The 17,897-nt window shown below is 63.9% G+C and carries 19 protein-coding genes and 2 pseudogenes; 11 read left to right on the top strand and 10 right to left on the bottom strand.

Going from position 1 to position 17,897, the window contains the following annotated elements; all coding sequences use genetic code 11:
* Window positions 1-250: 250 nt before the first annotated feature.
* The 3 genes from AS9A_RS22020 to mobF form a co-directional block, all read right to left on the bottom strand.
* A complete protein-coding gene (locus AS9A_RS22020; protein WP_013798050.1) occupies window positions 251-556 on the bottom strand; it encodes a type II toxin-antitoxin system RelE family toxin in 306 nt (101 codons plus the stop codon).
* A gap of 34 nt (window positions 557-590) precedes the next feature.
* Window positions 591-872, bottom strand: coding sequence for a hypothetical protein (locus tag AS9A_RS22015; protein WP_013798049.1), 282 nt, complete (start codon window positions 870-872; stop codon window positions 591-593).
* Between the two features lie 191 nt (window positions 873-1,063).
* Window positions 1,064-5,410, bottom strand: coding sequence for a MobF family relaxase (gene mobF / locus AS9A_RS22010; RefSeq protein WP_083826721.1), 4,347 nt, complete (start codon window positions 5,408-5,410; stop codon window positions 1,064-1,066).
* 186 nt (window positions 5,411-5,596) lie between these two features.
* On the opposite strand from mobF, the gene AS9A_RS22005 reads away from it, so the two are divergent.
* Together AS9A_RS22005 and AS9A_RS22000 are read left to right on the top strand one after the other, a co-directional pair.
* The gene (locus AS9A_RS22005) at window positions 5,597-5,983 is read left to right on the top strand and encodes a hypothetical protein (protein ID WP_148262659.1); all 387 of its coding nucleotides are present in this window, start codon (window positions 5,597-5,599) and stop codon (window positions 5,981-5,983) included.
* Window positions 5,983-6,312 (top strand): hypothetical protein, encoded by a 330-nt coding sequence (locus AS9A_RS22000; protein ID WP_041452393.1) that lies wholly within the window; start codon window positions 5,983-5,985, stop codon window positions 6,310-6,312. Before AS9A_RS22005 ends, AS9A_RS22000 begins: the two co-directional genes overlap by 1 nt.
* Before the next feature lie 426 nt (window positions 6,313-6,738).
* On the opposite strand, the gene AS9A_RS21995 is transcribed toward AS9A_RS22000, so the two are convergent.
* The gene (locus AS9A_RS21995; protein ID WP_041452392.1) at window positions 6,739-7,329 is read right to left on the bottom strand and encodes a recombinase family protein; all 591 of its coding nucleotides are present in this window, start codon (window positions 7,327-7,329) and stop codon (window positions 6,739-6,741) included.
* 394 nt (window positions 7,330-7,723) lie between these two features.
* A pseudogene (locus AS9A_RS23540) lies at window positions 7,724-8,306 on the bottom strand (site-specific integrase); the annotation flags it as partial.
* 34 nt (window positions 8,307-8,340) lie between these two features.
* Here AS9A_RS23540 and AS9A_RS24730 point away from each other — a divergent pair.
* Entirely contained in the window at window positions 8,341-8,490 is a 150-nt protein-coding gene (locus tag AS9A_RS24730) for a helix-turn-helix domain-containing protein (protein WP_013798042.1), read from the top strand.
* A 46-nt stretch (window positions 8,491-8,536) separates the two neighbouring features.
* Here AS9A_RS24730 and AS9A_RS23535 read toward each other — a convergent pair whose 3' ends face one another.
* Together AS9A_RS23535 and AS9A_RS22990 are read right to left on the bottom strand one after the other, a co-directional pair.
* The gene (locus tag AS9A_RS23535) at window positions 8,537-9,253 is read right to left on the bottom strand and encodes a hypothetical protein (RefSeq protein ID WP_148262657.1); all 717 of its coding nucleotides are present in this window, start codon (window positions 9,251-9,253) and stop codon (window positions 8,537-8,539) included.
* Between the two features lie 221 nt (window positions 9,254-9,474).
* Window positions 9,475-10,719, bottom strand: coding sequence for an LGFP repeat-containing protein (locus AS9A_RS22990; RefSeq protein WP_158307400.1), 1,245 nt, complete (start codon window positions 10,717-10,719; stop codon window positions 9,475-9,477).
* A 253-nt stretch (window positions 10,720-10,972) separates the two neighbouring features.
* Between AS9A_RS22990 and AS9A_RS24250 the strand changes: the two genes are divergently transcribed.
* The 3 genes and pseudogenes from AS9A_RS24250 to AS9A_RS23945 all read left to right on the top strand — a co-directional run bounded on the left by AS9A_RS24250 (window position 10,973) and on the right by AS9A_RS23945 (window position 13,014).
* Window positions 10,973-11,314, top strand: coding sequence for a hypothetical protein (locus AS9A_RS24250; protein WP_158307399.1), 342 nt, complete (start codon window positions 10,973-10,975; stop codon window positions 11,312-11,314).
* A gap of 458 nt (window positions 11,315-11,772) precedes the next feature.
* Window positions 11,773-12,000: pseudogene (locus AS9A_RS23525) on the top strand (IS21 family transposase); the annotation flags it as partial.
* A 732-nt stretch (window positions 12,001-12,732) separates the two neighbouring features.
* Window positions 12,733-13,014 carry a hypothetical protein gene (locus tag AS9A_RS23945; RefSeq protein WP_041452388.1) on the top strand — a complete coding sequence of 94 codons (282 nt, stop codon included), beginning with the start codon at window positions 12,733-12,735 and terminating at the stop codon, window positions 13,012-13,014.
* Between the two features lie 480 nt (window positions 13,015-13,494).
* Here AS9A_RS23945 and AS9A_RS21960 read toward each other — a convergent pair whose 3' ends face one another.
* The gene (locus AS9A_RS21960; RefSeq protein ID WP_013798036.1) at window positions 13,495-13,710 is read right to left on the bottom strand and encodes a hypothetical protein; all 216 of its coding nucleotides are present in this window, start codon (window positions 13,708-13,710) and stop codon (window positions 13,495-13,497) included.
* Between the two features lie 484 nt (window positions 13,711-14,194).
* Complete coding sequence (locus tag AS9A_RS21955; protein ID WP_013798033.1) at window positions 14,195-14,572, bottom strand: hypothetical protein; 378 nt, start codon at window positions 14,570-14,572, stop codon at window positions 14,195-14,197.
* 498 nt (window positions 14,573-15,070) lie between these two features.
* Here AS9A_RS21955 and AS9A_RS21945 point away from each other — a divergent pair, with 498 nt between their 5' ends.
* The 5 genes from AS9A_RS21945 to AS9A_RS21925 all read left to right on the top strand — a co-directional run bounded on the left by AS9A_RS21945 (window position 15,071) and on the right by AS9A_RS21925 (window position 17,697).
* Window positions 15,071-15,841, top strand: a complete 771-nt coding sequence (locus tag AS9A_RS21945) for a ParA family protein (protein ID WP_049793971.1) — start codon at window positions 15,071-15,073, stop codon at window positions 15,839-15,841.
* A complete protein-coding gene (locus tag AS9A_RS21940; protein ID WP_041452386.1) occupies window positions 15,841-16,119 on the top strand; it encodes a hypothetical protein in 279 nt (92 codons plus the stop codon). Before AS9A_RS21945 ends, AS9A_RS21940 begins: the two co-directional genes overlap by 1 nt.
* 267 nt (window positions 16,120-16,386) lie before the next feature.
* Complete coding sequence (locus AS9A_RS22985; RefSeq protein WP_013798028.1) at window positions 16,387-16,662, top strand: hypothetical protein; 276 nt, start codon at window positions 16,387-16,389, stop codon at window positions 16,660-16,662.
* Window positions 16,663-16,671: 9 nt separating this feature from the next.
* A complete protein-coding gene (locus AS9A_RS21930) occupies window positions 16,672-16,980 on the top strand; it encodes a hypothetical protein (protein ID WP_013798027.1) in 309 nt (102 codons plus the stop codon).
* A 36-nt stretch (window positions 16,981-17,016) separates the two neighbouring features.
* On the top strand, window positions 17,017-17,697 hold the full coding sequence (locus tag AS9A_RS21925; protein ID WP_013798026.1) for a hypothetical protein: 681 nt from the start codon (window positions 17,017-17,019) through the stop codon (window positions 17,695-17,697).
* Window positions 17,698-17,742: 45 nt separating this feature from the next.
* On the opposite strand, the gene AS9A_RS24240 is transcribed toward AS9A_RS21925, so the two are convergent.
* On the bottom strand, window positions 17,743-17,883 hold the full coding sequence (locus tag AS9A_RS24240; RefSeq protein ID WP_013798025.1) for a hypothetical protein: 141 nt from the start codon (window positions 17,881-17,883) through the stop codon (window positions 17,743-17,745).
* Between the last annotated feature and the right edge of the window lie 14 nt (window positions 17,884-17,897).

Raw genomic sequence — 17,897 nt, 5'->3', positions numbered from 1 at the left:
GCAGCTCATTTCGCGCTTGTACGGTGAGAGGCTACGAGCATCGGGCTGTTAAGCGTGCTTGCCGATTCGAATGTGCACCCGTAGGCGGCTACGTTCGGTCCAGCCTGCTGGGTGAGGCGGTCGAGGTCGTCTATTGGCCGTCTGTGAGGATGACGATGGCGGGGTGGTGAGTCGTCGCGAGCGCGCGCACAGGCGTGTTCGGTCATCACGAAGTGTTCAGGCAGGAATCTTGGCCCCAAGGTGCCGGGCTTTATGTGTGGTAGGCGTCGCGGCGGTGGCGGATGGATGCCACGGTGACGGTTCGTGTGTGGTCGTTGATTTCGTAGAGGATGCGGTATTCGCCCCGGCGTGCGGAGTACAGGTGGTTAAGGGGCGGGTAGAGACGTTTACCGACGCGGCGGGGACTGGTGAGCAGATCCCCGGAGAGCAGTTCTCCCACGGCCATGGCTGCTTCCAGGGGCAGTTCCTCGGCCAGAGCGCGGCGGGCAGGACGGCGCAGCGTGAGCGTGTACGGCTGGCGCTGCTCGTCGTCATGCTCGTGTTCTGGCGTGCTCATGTCTGCCAGTGAATCAAACGGGGGTGCAGATGCTTTAGCGTTTGCCCGCGGACCGGCGCGCGGCGAGGAGCTCGTGCAATGCTTCCACACCGGCGAGCTGGTCTTCGCTGGTGCGGTCACGCAGATCAGCAATGGTGTCGGGGTCGGAGAGCACAGCGATGGTCTCCTGCAAACGCTCGAGTTCCCCGACGGGGACGATGTAGCCGACCTGCTTGCCGTGCGCGATAAAGGGAACGGACTCGCCATGCTCTACCCGCGCAGCGATGGCAGACCACGCAGCAAGCGCGTCCACGTCAGCGACGGGTTCCTCTGTCATGGAATCTAGTGTGCGTGATCGGCCACTGCCTAGCCACCCTTCCGTGAAAATCCCCTAGGCCAAGTGCCCCGCGCCACCTTCCTGGCGGCTGCGCTTAAAGCCATCTACCACTGCGAGGGAGGGCAGGGTGCTCGCTGCCCGGGGCATCTCACCGCATCGACACGCCCTGATCTAGTCTCCCGGGGGAAGGGCTAGTCTCCGATGCCGTGACCGTCGGGGCTGCGGCTGGGTCCGCGGTCTAGCGCGAGGGACGGCGAGAACCGTCCCTGTTTCTGGGTGTTTTTCTGGCGGGTGTGGTGTTCGCGGAGGCGTTGTTCCTGGGCGTGTTGTTCGGGGGTGAGGTGCTCGCGGCGGTGGAGTTCCTGTTGTGCCGAGCTCTGGCGGTGGTGTTGTTCGCGGTGGATCTGCTCGGTGCGGCGGGTATGGCTGGCACAGGTGGTGTCCACCTGCGCGGCGGTGGCGGTGACCCGGTTTTCAGCGTGGGTGATTTGTTCGCTGGTGACGGGCGGTCCTGCGGGTTTCAGCTGGTGGGCGTGCTGCCACGCCGCCCGCACTTGGGTGTCGAGGCCGGTGTGGGTGGCGGTGAGCCTGGCGAGGGTGGTGTCGAGTTCGCGGCGGCGGGCGCGGGCGAATATTCCGAGGCGGGCGCGTTCGGTTTCCAGTCTGCGGATCTCACCGGTGAGGTCGTGGCGCTGGGTGTCTAGGCTTTCGGCTTCTTGGGCGGCGCGTGTGTAGTTCTGCCATGCGGTGTGCGCCTGGGTGAGGCGGGTGAGGCCGGCGCGGGCCCGCGCATGAGCGTGCTCAGCCTGAGTGAGTGCGCTGTGCCCGGCCATCACGATGGTGGCGTCGGTGCCCCGGCGGGGGTCGTGACCGCTGGCGATACGGCGCAACTGTGCGTCGGGCAGCTGCCGTATCGGGTTATCGCGCAGCTCCGCCACCACCACCGCGTCCCCCCTCGCCCGCGGTCCCGAGCCCGGTACCGGTTGGGTGAGTTCGTTTCGGGCGGTGCGGGCGTAGTCGGCGAGCTGGTGGTCCATGCCGGGATGCCGCGGCGGCAACACCCCCAGATCCCGGGTCACCACCTCACTACCGGAGGGTGCGGGGGTGGGGTGGGGGAGGTGCTGCAGCAGCAGCGTGTTCACATCGGCTGGGGTGGTGGGGTCGTGGGTGTGGATCGCGTGGGTGAGCAGGTGTGTGGTGTCGTGTCCGTGGTGGGTGAGGGCGGTGAGCCGGGCATTCAGTGCCGCGTGCGTTCCGGGGTGGGCGCGCATGGTTTCGGTGATGGCGGCGGGCAGGGACCGGTCGATAAGCCAGTCCAGGTAATCGCGGGTCAGGGCGTCGCAGGCGGTGATATAGGCGGCGTGCAGGTGCTGCGGGTCGTCGGCTGCCCGCAGCACCTCGCGGAGGGTTTCGGTGGCCGAGCTCTGTCCCTGGTCCCGCTCGAGCACGGTTGTCAGCCGCTCCAGCACCATCTCAGTCCCGGCTTCGCTGCTGCTGGGGGTGAGGTGGATGGGTTCGGTGTCGATATCCAGCGTGTCGGTGGGGACGTAGAGGTGGTTTTCGGTGCGGCCGCGGGTCGCGGCGACGTAGAGCCCGGCGCGGCTGGTGTGCCCGGTGATCAGCGCGTGGGTGGTGTCCACGGTGACGCCCTGCGCGCGGTGAATGGTGCAGGCGTACCCGAGTTCCACATGCGTGGTGACATACCCGGCGGGCAGGGTGACAGCACCGCGGCTGGCGAGGTTACGAGCCCCGGCACTGCCATCCTCGTGTACGGCGGTGATGGTCCACAGGTCCCCGTTGCGGACCCGCTCACCGGGGCGGGACCCCGCCTTCACCCGCAAAGCGGGGTCGTTGTGGCGGGTAACGATCGTGTCCCCGATCCGCGCGGTGGCACCGTCACACAGCCTCACCACCCGGCCACCACCAGCACTGCTATTGCTATTGCCACCGCTGCCGTCACTGCTGCTGCTGTCGGCCGTCGCTGCTGCTGTGTCCGCTGCTGTTGTGGTCGCGGTGTGGTTCGTGGCGGTTTGGAGGAGCTGGTTGAGGGCGCGGACGTCGTCGCGGGTGGCGGCGAGCACGATGCTGGTGCGCCCCTTGTTGCGGTCGGTGAGGTACGCGGCCGCGGCCTGTTCGAGCAAGTCGTGGCGGGTGCCGTCGTGGATCCACCCGCGCTGCGCATACAAAGCGAGCCCTTGAGGGTTCCCGGCGCGCAGCCGCAGCGACGCGATTGCCTGGGCGTGGTCGTCGCCGAACCGCACCACCGCGTCGAGTTCGGGGGCGCGGGTGTGATCGGCGAGCAGCCGCAGTGTCCCGCCGGTCTCAACCGCGTCGAGCTGGGCGGGGTCACCGAGCAGCCGGATCACCGCGCCGGTCCGGTCTGCGATCTCGTGCAGCGCCGCCAGATCCGGCAAAGAGGCCATGGCGGCCTCGTCAACGAGCAGCATCGTCCCCGGCCGGATCTTCCGCGGGATGGTCCCTTGCTGGATGCCGTCGATGCGGCCGCGGTACGGGTAGGTCAGTGACGCGAGCGTGGCGGCGGGGGCGCCGATCTCGGTGCCGAGGGTGTCCGCGGCGACCGCGGAGGGGGCGAGCGCGATCACGTCGCGCCCGGACTGTTTCCAGGTGTCGGCGACCAGTTTCATGGCGGTGGTTTTCCCCGCCCCCGCGGGGCCGGTCGCGACCGCGACCCGCGCGCCGGAGAGGCAGAAATGCCGCGCGATTTCCCACTGCCCACCATTCAAACCCCGGCCCGTTTCCTTCTTGAGCGCGGCTGCGGTGGCGCGCAGCTCGGCGTGGCTGGTGAAATACGCGGTGGGAGTGGCGGCGGCGTCCAGCAAAGCTTGTTCAGCGTGCAGGACACTCAGAGTGGTGTAGCGGGTTTCCCCATGCCTCGTGAGCACCGACTCCCCATCAGCGCGCTTCAGCCGCCCCGGGACCGGCACGGTTTCCGGGGCGGTGAGGGCGACCGCGTGATCCCCACGTGTCGTAGTGTGCTCGTTGCCGCGGGGGGTGAGGGCCCGGTTGATGACGGTGTCGATCGCGTCGCGGCGTGCCTGCGCGGTGGGGAATGCCACGAGCGCGAGCTGCGCCTCCGCTCGGGTGCGGACCTGGGCGGCGGTGAACGTCGCGCGGCGCCCCGCCACATACTCGAGTACCAGCGCGGCCTCATGCTCCACCCCCAGAAACCCCCGCACCACCGCCGCCGCTGCGGATGCACCCTGTCCGGTGAGGGCGTGCTCGAGCATCGCCTCGACCGCGTCCTCGCCGCCGAGGTGCGCGGCCGCGGCAGCGCGCCACTGTGCCCGCATCCCGGCGAGCGACTGGGGCGCCTGTTTGCCTTCCCGGGTGTCGAGGGTGGCCTGCTGCGCCAGCCGATACAAGGTTTTCGCATCGGGGCTGTAGCCGTGGGTGCGGCGGAACTCGGTGACGAGGTCGTCGCGGCGGGCGCGGATCGCGGCGGACCGGGTCGCGAACGCGTCACACAGGCTTTGATCGATTCCGGCGATCTCCACCACGGGCTGTTTGCCCGCGCCCATCTCCCGCACGGTGAACCCGATCCCGAGGCTGCGGCGCAGGTTGTCCACGACCGCCGCGTTATACCGTGCGGCTGCGGCGGTGGCGTGGCGGTGCAGCGCCGCCCCATCGAGTGCGGACCATTTCCCGTCCGCCCCGCAGACTTTGTTGCTGACCGCGCAGTGGGTGTGCAAGTTCGGTTCCCCCGCGCGGTTGTCAAAGTGATCAAACGCCGCCACGATCAAACCGGTGGTGTCGATCTGCTCGATCCCGCCCGCGCCCCGGCGGGTGAACGCCGCCTCTGTCTCCAGCCACCCCAAAGCGTCTTTCACCGCATCGTGGTGGGCTTTGGTGACCGCGTCGCGGACCTGGTCGTTGCCGAGCGCCCACAACACTGACACGGATTTCGCGGGCGTGAACACCAGATCGTAGCCCGCGACCGGCTGCCGGTCGGTGCCGCGCTGCCACGCGATCCACGCCACCAGCTCCCGCTCCGTCGCGGCCGGGCGGCCATGCTTGTCCTCGAACAGTGGCGCTCCCACTGCCCGCCACAACCCCGCCCGCTCCGCAGTGGTGGCGGGCCGGTCCTGCTGGCGCTCAAACCCAGTCACCGCCTCACTAAAGGCGTCACGCAGCGGGTTGTCGTTCGCGAACACCGGGAATCTCCGGCCCAAACGGGTCGCTGTCTCCGCGGTTCTCACCGCGCTGCGCAACTGGCGCGGAGTGGAGGCGGCCGTGATCACCGCGGCCGCGATCTCGTTCGCGTTCGGGTGCAGCCCCTCCCCGAACAGCGCCCTCATCTGCGCCTCACTCACCATCCCCGACACCGCTGCCACAGCAGGATCAGGACCGCTTCCCGCGAGTGACGCGAGCCCGGAGCCGAGCCACACCCCCGGCGGGGTGCCATGCTCGGCGTAATAACTCGCCAGCGCGTCCCCGCGCTCCCGGGCACGATCCATCGACGCGACCTGACGAGTCAGATACGCATACCCATCACCCGCGTGCAGCACGTGCAGCGTCATCACGACCCACATTCAAACAGACACCGCCCCAAAAACACTCAGAGTGCAAATGGTGTGTAGCAGTCAAGTGGCCAAGATCACGCAGATCGAACATGGGTAGCTAGGAGGGGTCAGATGCTGTGGCGGTACCAGATCATGGGCGGGGTGATGTGCGCTGCGGGACAGGGGTTTTTATGCTTCACGGTCATGGCAAGCAAGCAGAACCCAGTCACGGTGCGCGCCCAGGCACGGCAGCGCACACTCGGCGCGCTCGCGCGGCGCCGCCAACGCGACGAGCTCAACGCGACACGTCTCGAAGAATTCTTCACCGCCGCTGAACGGGAAGCCGCGATCGATCACGACACCGAACGGGAGATCGCAGCGGTGCGTGAGAAAGCAGCCGCACGCAAACACGCCCTCACGGACACGAAACACGCTGCGCTCGCAGGCATCCACAGCAACGGGGAGACAGCTTCCACGATCGCGCAGTGGACCGGACTCCCAGCCAAAGACATCCGCGCCCTGCTCCATCACACAAGCGCACCGGCAGCGACCCCGGCTGCCCACGATCCAGCCATTACCGGCGCTGACTAATGCGCCGACTCCGGTTCGCGGCTTGGGCAGAAATGCTCGACATGATGCTGCCCACCGCTCTCAGTACCCGCCTTCCCCGGTTCGTCCAGCGTCTCCTGCGCATCGGTCCCCGCCACGGCACCGCACGCGGGCTAGCCGTATACGGCACAGACACACACAGTGCGATCGACGCGGACACGGCCGTGCCGCAACCTGACGAACTGACACAGTGGCTGGCCGACCGGAACGAACCCTGCGGAAACACCCGTGACGCACTAGCAGCCATCGAACGCCGACTCGAAGAAGCACAGACCGACGAAAAACTCAGCCACAACTGGGCAGCGAGATAGCACTGCTGCTGGGACAGGTGCTGATCGCGAACACCCACTAGCGCACGCTGGACCATATGGCCCAACGGGCACCCCGTTATTCGTATCGACCAAACAGAACTCGACGTCACCGAAATCGCAGACGCCTACCTCCACCGACACGGAAAAGCACCCACCACGATCCTTTGACCAGTACCAGACCCACAATCGGTGAGTGGCCTGACCACCAGATCCCGAGCACACGCCGGTGATCTCCTGAACCCGGCAGGTTATTGGCCGGGCAGACGGCTACGCGGAGCCACGCGGCTTCCCATCGACTCGCTGGACCGGCAGCCACGTCTTAAGCGTGCGCGCGAGCGATCCCAGGAGCCGGTCCCCGAAAACGCACAATGTCTGTTCCCAGGCCCCGGACTACCGAGCGTGTCCCAGAGCGACATGTAGCAGGTATTAGGCAGGACCGGATTCTGCTGGCCTGAGGGTGCGGTAGACGGTCGGTCGCGAGATGTTGAACAGTTCGGCCAGGTCGGTGATTGTGTAGTTGCCGCTGGCGTGCATGCGCCGCAGCTCGGTTTGCTGCTTGGTCGTGAGCTTGGGCTGGCGTCCTTTTAATCTGCCTTTTGCGCGGGCGATGACCATTCCTTCGCGGGTCCGCATCCGCAGCAGGTCTACTTCGAACTCGGCGAAGGTGGCCAGGATGTTGAAGAACATCTTGCCCATCGGATCGGTGGGATCGTAGATCTGACCGCCGAGAGACAGCTTGATGCCGCGAGTGGCGAGATCGTCACCGATCGCGCGGGCGTCGGGAACTGATCGGGCAAGCCGGTCGAGTTTCGGGACGACGAGGGTATCGCCAGCCCGGACCGCTGCCAGTGCCTGATCGAGTCCGGGCCTGGCGCGGTTGGTGCCGGTCAGGCCGTGATCGAGGTAGATCCGGTCCGCGCTGACACCGAGGTCACGCAGCTGCTGCCGCTGCGCGGTCAGATCCTGCTCATCGGTCGAGCAGCGCGCGTAACCAACGAGAGTCCCGGTCGTCGCCACAAACGGGACTGTAACGGATATCCCCGGCTCAATGATCCGGTTCGCGATTGCGGTGCGTACTAGGTATATGAGACACCGATTGCCGGAGTTGTTCGAGGTCAGCAATCACGACGTGTGGTCCGCCGACGGCGGTGCGACATGTCCGTTGAGGGTTCCCCTTCCGGACGCGGTTATTGGGGATGGAGTCCTGCTCTCATTTACGCGGACAGGTCCAAGCGGGTGTCCATGTCGAGCCGGAACCGTCCGTAGGGGTTGATGTTGGACCAGAACAGCGGCGTGAGCGCCCGTTGCTCGTGCTCACCGATCAGGTCGTGGAAGCGGGGTACCTCGAGAACGGTTTGCAGTAGCAGGGTGTTGATATGTTCTCTGAACTACCGGGGCCTTCGGTCTCAGGCTATTCGATGGCTCTGCCGACGAGGTTCGTGAAGTGCGGTAAGCCCAGGTGGATGGTGGATGCTCGGGTTGAGAGTTCGTGGAGCTGGGCGAGTTTGTGTTCCGCGCCGGTGAGGCTGATCTCGAGGCCGTCGACCTCGCCGAGCCAGCCTTCGCGGCGGGCTTCGTCGATGCGGGCGATCAGGTTGTCGCGGACTTCGGTGAGCCGTTCGCGCTGGTGAGGCTCGGGGCGCAGGAGTGGGCATCTCAGGCAGGAGTGTTCGTGGATGCATGGTGTGTTGTAGGAGCGGCCGCAAGGTGCCGAGGGCGACCTTGCGGTGCGCGAAGTGCCCGAGGAATTCGTCCCATTCGGTGTCGGTGGGTGTGCGGTATTCCTCGCCGGGGCGCAGGTCCCGGCGGCGGGCGATGAACGCGCGGTGGCCGTTGATGACTTCCTCGGGGTAGACGGCCTTGTAGCCCATAGTGGTGTTGATGTCGCGGTGGCCGACGACGAGTTGGGCGATGTGGGGAGGCATTCCGTTCATGACGGCGTCGGTGATGAAGATCCTCCGGAAGTCGTGTGGCAGGAACTTCAGGGGCTGGCCGGCACGGCGCGGACGCAAAGGCGGCCGGCCACGGGTGGTTGATGAGGACAAGCGCCGCGCCATCCTTGCCCGCCGTGCGGAAGGCCAGTCGCTGCGCGAGATTGCCCGCGGTGTCGGAGTCAGCCTCGCGGTAGTACACGGCGAAGTAAAAGCCGCCGAGCAAACGATGACAGAACTGCCGTAAATGGCTCTGCCCACGATCGTGAGATCAGAGCCGGGGCGCCTCTGCGTCATGGTTGAGGTGGTGGCGGGTTCACTGTGTCAGCGTCGATTGTGATCTTCTGGTCTGGTTTGGCGGGCATCGCTTCCAGGCTTGGCGAAGCTAATAGGTCCTCGATACATGCGAGTGAGCCTCCAACGTAGGTCGCCATTAGGTCTATATCGGAGGCGACACACCAGCGTCTATCTTCGGGCCACCACAGATTCGGGCTCTCGTACTGAAATGTGCGACCAGCATCAAGTACAGCACCACAGAAGACGATCATGGGTCCCATCGCGGTGATGATTCGCGGGTAGTCAGGCGGCACAGTCAGGCCGCGTGCCTCCGCGAACGCGAACCAGCATCGTTCTGGCGTGCTCGTGTGATCTTCGAGCACGCCGGCAAGTACCATCTGCTCTGGACTTGGGAGACGCCCCGTGGAAGGGGGTACGTCCCATACCAGAGTTTCTGGGTCTCGGTGTCCGGCTGAGATAGCTTCCCACTCCATGGCGGGATGCGCTATCGCTCCCGAATGCTTCGCTACTGTCGTCCAGCGAACGGATGCAAATGACGCTGGCGCAGCTGAGGTGGCTTCAGAGACTCGCCGGTAGGCGGGGTGAAGGATTCTTGCATACGCCGGGAAGGCCGCGGAAACCAGCCCCGCAACGTTTCCGCTAGCGTTCGTTCCGCCGTCTTCGAATAGGTAGTGGGCGGAACAAATATCGGACATCGCCCAAGTTGTTCTCAATGTGTGGGTCCTTCTAAAAGCTGATGGAATGCAGCTCACGTCGAGCGGCAACGTTGTAGCGAGACATTCTCAGTTGCGTAATTCAGGTTAGACCTTGCGGTGATGTGCTTGGCCTGAAGTGGCCTGTTAGCCCGTGCATTCCGGGCTTGGCTTGCCTGTTCGTGTTCGAGTGGTAAAGGCCTGCCCGGTTTGGTCCGGACAGGCCTCAGTCAGTGTTCAGGCTAGTTGTAGCTGCGGTCGCAGTTCTTATCTAACCCGCCGGTGCCCGTTCCGAGCTGAACCTGTGGTGTTCGCGCGACGGTTTCGAGGACTCCTCCGTCGGCGTTGACGATCGTCCATTTTGTCTCGGCGCGGTACTTGCCAGGCTGGCACTCCATATTGGTGGAAGACCAATTGTCCTCCTGAATCACGGCGTTTACACCGTCACCCTTGGAGTCACCGCTCGTCCTTGTTCGCAGCACACACGTTCCGAATCCGCATTCGGGTGTGTGTACCAGTTGCGTCGTGTGGGACACCTTCCGCTTCGGATGAGTGCAGGTTCCTGTGGTAACCACATTGACCGTGTTATCTACGTGGCTGGAGACGTGCGGCCATTCGGTATTGAGTTTGCAGTCGTGGAAGTCTTGGGCAACTGGGTTTTGCAGGCTGAATGCTATGTGGCCGTGCTGGAACTGCTGATTGGTTTCTGTGGACGTGGAGGTCTCGTCCGCGATGGGATACCCGTACTGCCCGGCCTCGAATCCGGCATTGCCCCAAACAGCGAGGATCACTCCGTGGACTGGGTGGGCGCCAAAAATCGGGTGCCAGTAGATTGAGCCGCGCTGGAAGGTATTGAACCTGCCGACGCCGTCTGGTGGGGTCAGTTCGTCGCTGGTGGGGTATCCGAGGAATCCTGTGGCACCGCCCACGGTGTCGTATTTGGCGCGGATGGCGCCGCCGACGGCGTAGACACCGGTGGGCTGGGACCAGAACAGTCCAGCGCCCTGGAACTCCTGCTGAGAACCGAACGGGCCGTGCCCGACCTCACCCGCGGTGGGGTAGCCGAGCCAGCCGGTTTCCCAGCCGAGCTGGTTCCATTTGGTCATGTACAGGATGGTGACCGGGTGTGCGCCTGTGCTGGGGTGCCAGTAAATCGAGCCGTTGAGGAACTGGCTGCGTTTGCCGATGCCGTCGGGGTTCGTGTACTCGGGTGAGTTCGGGAGCCCAAGCCAGCTATCCCGCCCGCCCATAGCTTTGTATCGCTGAAGAATTGCGCCGCAGACCGCGTGCGGTGATGGCCAGAACCACTCGCATCCTGCCGTTGCCGTCATCGCCATAAGCTCAGCGGTATCAGCCTCCTCCTTGGTGAACCCGTCTGGGACGGGTTCGGTTTCAGAGCGAAATGTGTGACCTGGTGGGGGCTTCGGAAGATTGTTATAGCTGTGCGAGGGGCGGCCACGAAGCGGTCCTTCGTCACGGCTGGGCATTGGCAGATTCTTGCCTTCTTCGAAGGAAGGTGGCGCTTCAACACTCGCCTGATGTGGTTGTTGTTCGCGAGGAGTCGGCCGGTCAGCTGGTCTCCCTCTACTCGTCGTTGGAGCGCTGTCAGACGGAACGTCTGAGGCAGGAGCAGTAGTAGTCGGCTGGCCGCTTTCCGGTTCTCTGTCTTGGTCTGCTTCTGGTTCCGCCGGTGCCAGATCGGCCTCTGGGGTCGAAGTGATGGCCGGGGGCGGAGGCTCGGTGCCTGTAGTGGGCTGGGCATTCGCGACACCAACGCTGGGAACCGTTAACGCGCACACCACTAAGGTGGCTGCGAGTCTCCTGATCCGGAGCCTGGTTCGATGTCGGCTCGCGGTTCCCACTGACACCATGGTGCACACCTTCCCTGCTAGCCCCGACTTTTGCCGTACGGGTATACGCGTTACTCAAGATCAGTACCTGGAAAAGGTGATCTACGCGGAAGGCGCAGCACGGTGTTGCGTAATTGTGATCGTCCTCAATCGTGCGTTCCCGCTGCGCGGCTACCGCTTCGGCTACTTCTGCCCGTCTGAGCAGTTGCGCGTTCTTTTCCCGCAGCTGTGACAGTGTCTGGTTGTCGCTCTGAATTGTCAGGGATGCTGCCGTCCCCGTTGTCGGGGGCTTTAGGGCGTCCCGGTGACAGTCCGGCGGCGGTCAGTGCGGCTAGGGGGATGTGCCACTGTCCTCCCTGGTCTTTGTAGGCTCCGTGCTGCTCAAGCGTGGTCATTTTGCGTTGCACGGGTGCGCACGGAGACCGCGCATACCTCGGCGGCCTGCGTCGCGGTGAACGTCGTCATGGCTTTGAGTGGCGCGACAGGCCTGTCGCGACGTCATACACGACACAATGCCCTGACAGGATCGTTCAGATCCGGCCCCAGTGACTATGACAGTTTGATTCGGGACCGGTATGACGGCCTGGTTCAGGACCACCTTCCTTCAGACCGGTGTGTTGTGACGGTTTGATTCAGGTCCACCCTCGACGGTTTACGTGTCGCTATTGGCACGAAGGTCGGGGGCACCGGATGGGAAGTCGTATGGAGCTGTTCGCCCAGATCCGAAGAGATGCACGTGTTGAGGAGTTGGGTATTCGGGCGCTGGCTCGCAAGTACAAGGTCGGCCGGGGCACGGTCCGCCAGGCGCTCGCGAGTCCGGAGCCGCCGAGGCGGAAGACGCCGGTGCGGGAGTCGCCGAAGCTGGGGCCGTTTAAATCGGCGATCGATGAGATGCTGCGCACCGATCTGGACGCGCCACCCGCCAAAACCAATAGCCCCGACCACTGGTGGTCCCCGATCAAACCGTCACAGTGGTCCTGGATCAGGTTGACAAAGCCACCCCAGCCAGCCCGCAAGCGGCGGCGCGGCAGCACATCAGAGACCGAAGCCGGGGCTTCCTCACCGGAACTTCTTCGGCCGTTTCCGGATTTCCTCGAGGGCCTGCCGCACGGCTTGTCTGCCCGGGGAATCCTCTCTAGCGGCGTTGGCGTTGCGGGTGGCCCATTCGGCGCGGAGTTGTTTCTGTTTGGCTCTGCGTTCGGTGTCGCGGGCGGCGGCTTCGGCGCGGATGAGCGTGGCGGGGCGGTTGTGCAGGTCGAATGTGTTGAGGATTGAGCGGAGGTATCCCAGCGCGTTCTGCGGGTTGGGCAGAACGTAGTGCCCGATCGCGTACTCCCGCAGTGCTTCTGCCACGTCATCGGCATCCCAAGCTGCGGCCGCAAACGGAGCAAGCACCCTGGCCCAGGCGAACTTTCCGTGCCGCCTGATCCAGGGCGGCATCTTCCGGTGGTTCAGGCAGCCACGGGCCAGCCGGAGGGCGGCAGGATCGGCCTGCGTGCGTCCCCTTCTCGTATCGAGCTGCTTTATTCGGCACGAAGTGCCCTGAGTAACAACCCCCATACGGGGATTTTCTCTTCTACCGATACTACGTATCAGAGGGGTGACATCCATGTAATTCTGCAGGTGAGGGCCGTTTCGGTTATCCACAGGGTGCCTGCTGAATCGGCGGGATTCGTGCAGCACGGATACGGTGCACCAGCCGCGGGCTCTATCGCCGCGTTTCCACGACTGGAGTCTCTCAGCGAGGGTGCGCAGGCGGCCTGGCTGTACGTCGGTGATCACGCCGAGTTCCCTGGCGAGGTGTCTGGCCCGCTGGACCTGTCGCCGGCATACCTCGGCATGACTGACCAAGCCGGAACGGGCCCCGTCACGGTGCAATTTGCCGACCGGCACCCGGCAGTCACGGCCGGTCTGGTTGTCTGCGCCATGTGACATGCCCGCCATGACCATCATGAACGTCTCACGGGCAACTGGCTCGGTCCGCCCTTCGTGACGGAGCCGCCGGTAATGCAGGCAATACAGCACTGAGCAGTGCAACAGCCACTTTTCACGGCCCCACCAGCACTGCGCCCGGTCACGGCCGCGATACGTGCCCTCGGGCAGCAGCCTGCGCAACGGCAGGATGAACAGACCCGCACGGGAGGCGTTTCTCTTACGGGAAGCCACTCCGCGGACAGGTCTGCAGGATTCTGCAGACAGAAATTCTTGTGCCGAATCCTCGTGTTCAGTTGTGCCGTTAAACGGGTAACCGCTACCCTCGGAAGTGCCGTGAAGCAATTCCGTTCCTCTCAGTGAGGGGCGGCCTGATCAGGGAGTTACCGCTCGCTGATCACACACTTGAAAGAAGACCCTGGCTGCCGGGCCGGGGTTTTCTGCTTTCTGCGTCAGCCGCCCAATGAAGTTGTGCTCAGGTCAGGCAGACTTCTGCAGCGGCAACACCTCCTGCTGCTTTAAGAACCGAACCAAGCCGGTGTCTCTCGCGACGAGCTGTGCGACATAGTCAGTCGCAGTCATACCTCGCTCGGCTGCTGCCTCGTACAGGGCAGCCTTCAGCTCGGGATGCATCTTCACAAACACGACTTCCCGTGGGCCCTTGCTGCGCGGGCCGCGCTTCCCTGGTCCAGCCATGGCGATCATCCTTCCAATGTGACTAGCTGCAATTGATGAGGCGCGCCGGCAGAAATTCGGTTAGCTTTCATTCGCTTCGTGGAGTGCGACGATACGACACTGCATGCCAGCGTGGGCGTTACGGTCAACACGCACACTCCCCGATGCGGGGATCACACCGGCCAATCGCACTCAGGCTGCCTGTCGCCCTGCCTATTTCCTCCGCTTCACGACCTGAGGACTAATAGCTGCAGCACGGAGTAATTCCGGGAAGGGAAGGACTTCAGAGTGCAGAAGCTAAGGGCCGCAACGATCGTCGCGATGACGTAACTCGCGCTCGTCGGGATATCGCTGACCGCGCACTCGAATCCGGCCACCCTGATCCCCCTCCCACTCCCCCAGCGGGAAGCAGGAGGGGGATCCCGGCCACGCAACCGGGTCCAAAAAGGCCTGGCCTTTCTGACCGATCTCCGCTTCGAATTAAAGAAAGTTTTCTTTAATTAAGTCATTCAATCCCGAAGTAGCCCTTCATAAGGGCCGTGAGCACACTGACCGAGACCCCGCCGATAACCTCGCCACCCTTGCTGAGCAAATTGTCTCGCACGCGCTGCAATCGCGTCGCGGGTGCCTCGCCGCCGCTCGCCTCGATCTCCTCACGGATCATCTCGACGTCTGACTCAGGCAGGCCCTCCCCGCGGAGTGCATCGATCAGCGCGGGGAGATCACCAGGCTGCACGCCGTGATTAGTTGTCAGTGCAGAGTTTGGGCTCCCGACTGCGACGTTGTTCGCGTAGATCGTGTTGTAGGTGATCTGCCTGACCTGTTCCAGAGGAACATCAGCCCCTCCCCCCGGCTCCCCTGCTTTGGGTGCGACCTGTTCCAAGTTCGAGCGCCAGGTCTAGGACCTTGGTCCGTACCGCATCGAGAACGCCGGTCACACAGAACTTTGGAACCTTCCAGGCAAAGAACAGGCTCAGCCCTTCTGGGAAGTGCACCCCCTCACCCTTCCTGTGCAGAGTATTGAGAACTGCCACCGCTTCCGAGGGCCATGAGAAAGCTCTCTCTTCACCCATGCGCCCAGCAGCTCCGCGTTCATGCGCGCCGCTACCACTTTCACTTGCCGCAAGAGCGATGCGGCCGGGACGGAGTCCCCTGCCGCGTCATCGATGAGCTGGGCCAAGTCAGGTCTGATAATTCCCGGGCCGCGCCCATGCGTCGTTCGGCCACAAACTGACTCTACCTGCATAAACGTGTTCATTTATTCTTTATTTATTTAATTCAATAAGTTCACCTCTATTCGAGCGAGAACGAGAGGGGGTAGCAGGTTCACGACCCGGCGCGCCTGCATCGAACCGGCAATCTTTCAAGAAAGAATGAATACATGACACGCCGTGTAGCGATAGCGAACCAGAAGGGCGGGGTGGGCAAGACGACCGTCGCGCTCGGTCTGGCCTCGGCCGCGTCCGCGGCTGGCATATCCACCCTGCTGATTGATCTCGACCCGCAGGGCAACGCCACGAGCTGTCTCGGCGTGGACCCTGCCGACCTGGAGTTCACCGCGAACGATGTCCTGCACGCCGATGCAAAGGGTGTCGCGGCCGACGCGATCGCGCCCTCCAAGTGGGACCACATCTCACTGATCGGCTCGGACCTCTCCCTAGCCGAGCGGGACGGCGATCAGGCCCTCGGTTCGGAGCACCGTCTCCGCAAGGCCCTCGACACCGATGTCCTCGGCAGCTTCGAGCTCGTGCTGATCGACTGCCAGCCCAGCGTGGGCAAGCTGGTCAGTAACGCGCTGATCGCTTCGGACAGCGTGCTCATCGTGACAGAGCCCTCGGTGAGCGCCTCCCAGGGTGTCGCCAATGTCATGCACACCGTAGACACCGTGAAGGAGCTGTTCAATCCGGCTCTCGAGTTGCTCGGGGTCATCCTCAATCGCGTGCCGCCGCGTTCCCGCGAAGCGGAGTTCCGCACTGAGGAGCTCAGCAGTGCACTGGGGGAGCGGCTCTGGAGTCCGCACATTCCGCTCCGTACCGTCATCGCGGAAGCGCAGGGTGCCCGCGAGCCGATCCACGCGTACGGCAACCGCGCGGCAGACCTGATCAGCATCTTCGACGTACATCTGGCGCGAATCATGAACGGAGGAAAGTGATGCCCGCCCGTAAGGAGCCAGTCAGGGCCTTCGGAGGGCTGCAAAAGGCACCCCGCAAGGCCCATCCGCTCGCTCCGGAGCCTGCTCCTTCGGAACCGGAAACCAGCAAGCCCGCCGCCACGACCGCGTCGGCCCGGACGACTCTGGTGCCGTTCAGCACGCGGATCACGCCGGAACTTCTCAAGGAGGTGCGCCGGGCTGCCGTTGAGAAGGACATGAAAATCCACGACATCACCATCGAAGCGCTCACAGCGTGGCTCGGCGGAAAGAACAGGTGAGCTAGTTCTTTCGCCCTGTTCGCAGGGATATGAATGAATTAATTCAAACAATCATCAATAAACACTGTGCCCAGGAGCTGGGAAGGCCGCACGCGGCCATCCCACGATGAGTCCCGGTTACGCAACTCGGCTCCCGAGACGGTTGCGTATCTCGCTCGCCGCCGCGCGAGCAGGGTCTTGCGGTGCGCGGATGGAGCGAGGAGATGACCGGTCCCGGGGTCGTTTCTGATCCCTGGAGGTGGTTCCGCTCTCGACACGGATCCGCAGATGGCGGCAAGGTTCGGGCTGACAACAGGCCACCATAGTGGTGCCGATGGGTATGTCCTCAATGCGCACGTCGACGCGCTCGTCGACGCTTACGGTCTGGTCCCCGACTTTGCTGGGGAGGTGGTGCTGCGTGTGGTCTCCGGACCGTTCCCGCCGCTCGATAGGGGAGTGGCACCGATCGCTGTGGTAGCCACCGATCTCATGGACTCACTCACTACCCGCGAGCGCAGGGCAGGAACCCGCGTGCTGCAGAAGCTGCTCGATGCGCTCAGCTGAACGGCCCCGGTGACAGGTACCAGCACCGCAGGGGAGGCTGGTTTGGGCCAGTTCGGCGGCCTGCGGCCACGGCAGTCCAACGATGGTGGCTGCGTTTCCTGTGCTGCAGCAGCGAAAGACGCTGAGATGCAGGCGAACGGGTGGCTCACAATCCGGAACTTGAACGAAGCTGAGTCTCAGGCTTATCTCGACGCGCACGTGCCTGGCTGGAAGTTTGAGCCGATGCTTGTGATCGATGAGGGCGATGGTCGGATCACAGCCCGGCGGCTGCGCGCAGGGCCACACCTCTGCAACCCTAAGGTGGCGTTGAACCTTTAAGTTGAGTTCGAAGGACTGGGGCTGAGTTTGCCCGTCGTGAGCGACGTAGTACGCGATCTACGAGTCAAGCGGTATTTCGTGTACCGGTTCACAGCTGATCTTCACGGGACTCCTGAACGTTTCGGATGCACAGTGAGCAGCGAAGGCCGTGCCGACATCCAGGCGCGGAACCTCACGGCGGCATCGTCTATGACTTTTTCCGGGGAAGATGCTCCAGCAGAGCCGATGCAAGTCAGCGTGATCCTCCGTGATGGGAAGCTGTTTCAGCGTTTTGACCAGGATGGGAGTGGGGACTGGATTGAACTCGCCGATACCGGCAGCGGATGGCTGAACGAGTTGCTGCCGCTGCGGCTCCTCGAATTCGCCGACTCAGAAAAGCCACTTACCGGTGATGGAGTGACCATCGTCGGCGTACCAGTCGCTCGTATCCCCGGCGAAACGTTCACCGCTATGCAGGGGGAAACGAACTCAGCTACCGCGAGCCTGCTCGATCCCTCTGGCACGGTCCGCATTTCGGTGACGTGTGCCGACGGCTCACTCACGGTCTGCGACGTGAGTATTCCCTGCACTGACGGAAATGAAGATCGAATGCGAATCGAACTCGCACCAGCCAGAAAATTTGAGGTTATGCCGCCTGCCGGAGCCTGCCAGCAGTTCTCGAACATTGAAGATTTCACGCAGACCGCTTCCCAGGAAATGGGGACAGAGGAACAGTGACAACCCCTATTTCGGGGGTGTCCCGTCCGACGCCGATGAAGATGATCAAAACGCGGTGAGCTTCCCGCGCATCGGGTGGGCAGTCACACCCGGCTGCGGTGCCGGGATGTGCTCAGGTTCAGGGACCAGCAGCGCGCAGCGCAGCGGCGGGCGTTCGAGGAACTGCGCGCGTTTGAGGACGAGCACGGCATCACCGGCTA

Source organism: Hoyosella subflava DQS3-9A1 (assembly GCF_000214175.1).
Classification (GTDB): Bacteria; Actinomycetota; Actinomycetes; order Mycobacteriales; family Mycobacteriaceae; genus Hoyosella; species Hoyosella subflava.
The sequence above is the reverse complement of the archived record's forward strand: the minus strand, read 5'-3'. Positions and strand labels throughout refer to the sequence as shown.

Coding starts and splice junctions, on each gene's coding strand:
- AS9A_RS21960 (WP_013798036.1), bottom strand. CDS start 13,710: ATGGCTGGACCAGGGAAGCGCGGCCCGCGCAGCAAGGGCCCACGGGAA.
- AS9A_RS22015 (WP_013798049.1), bottom strand. CDS start 872: ATGACAGAGGAACCCGTCGCTGACGTGGACGCGCTTGCTGCGTGGTCT.
- AS9A_RS22985 (WP_013798028.1), top strand. CDS start 16,387: ATGGCGGCAAGGTTCGGGCTGACAACAGGCCACCATAGTGGTGCCGAT.
- AS9A_RS22990 (WP_158307400.1), bottom strand. CDS start 10,719: ATGCCCAGCCGTGACGAAGGACCGCTTCGTGGCCGCCCCTCGCACAGC.
- AS9A_RS22005 (WP_148262659.1), top strand. CDS start 5,597: ATGGCAAGCAAGCAGAACCCAGTCACGGTGCGCGCCCAGGCACGGCAG.
- AS9A_RS21945 (WP_049793971.1), top strand. CDS start 15,071: ATGACACGCCGTGTAGCGATAGCGAACCAGAAGGGCGGGGTGGGCAAG.
- mobF (WP_083826721.1), bottom strand. CDS start 5,410: ATGACGCTGCACGTGCTGCACGCGGGTGATGGGTATGCGTATCTGACT.
- AS9A_RS22000 (WP_041452393.1), top strand. CDS start 5,983: ATGCGCCGACTCCGGTTCGCGGCTTGGGCAGAAATGCTCGACATGATG.
- AS9A_RS22020 (WP_013798050.1), bottom strand. CDS start 556: ATGAGCACGCCAGAACACGAGCATGACGACGAGCAGCGCCAGCCGTAC.
- AS9A_RS21940 (WP_041452386.1), top strand. CDS start 15,841: ATGCCCGCCCGTAAGGAGCCAGTCAGGGCCTTCGGAGGGCTGCAAAAG.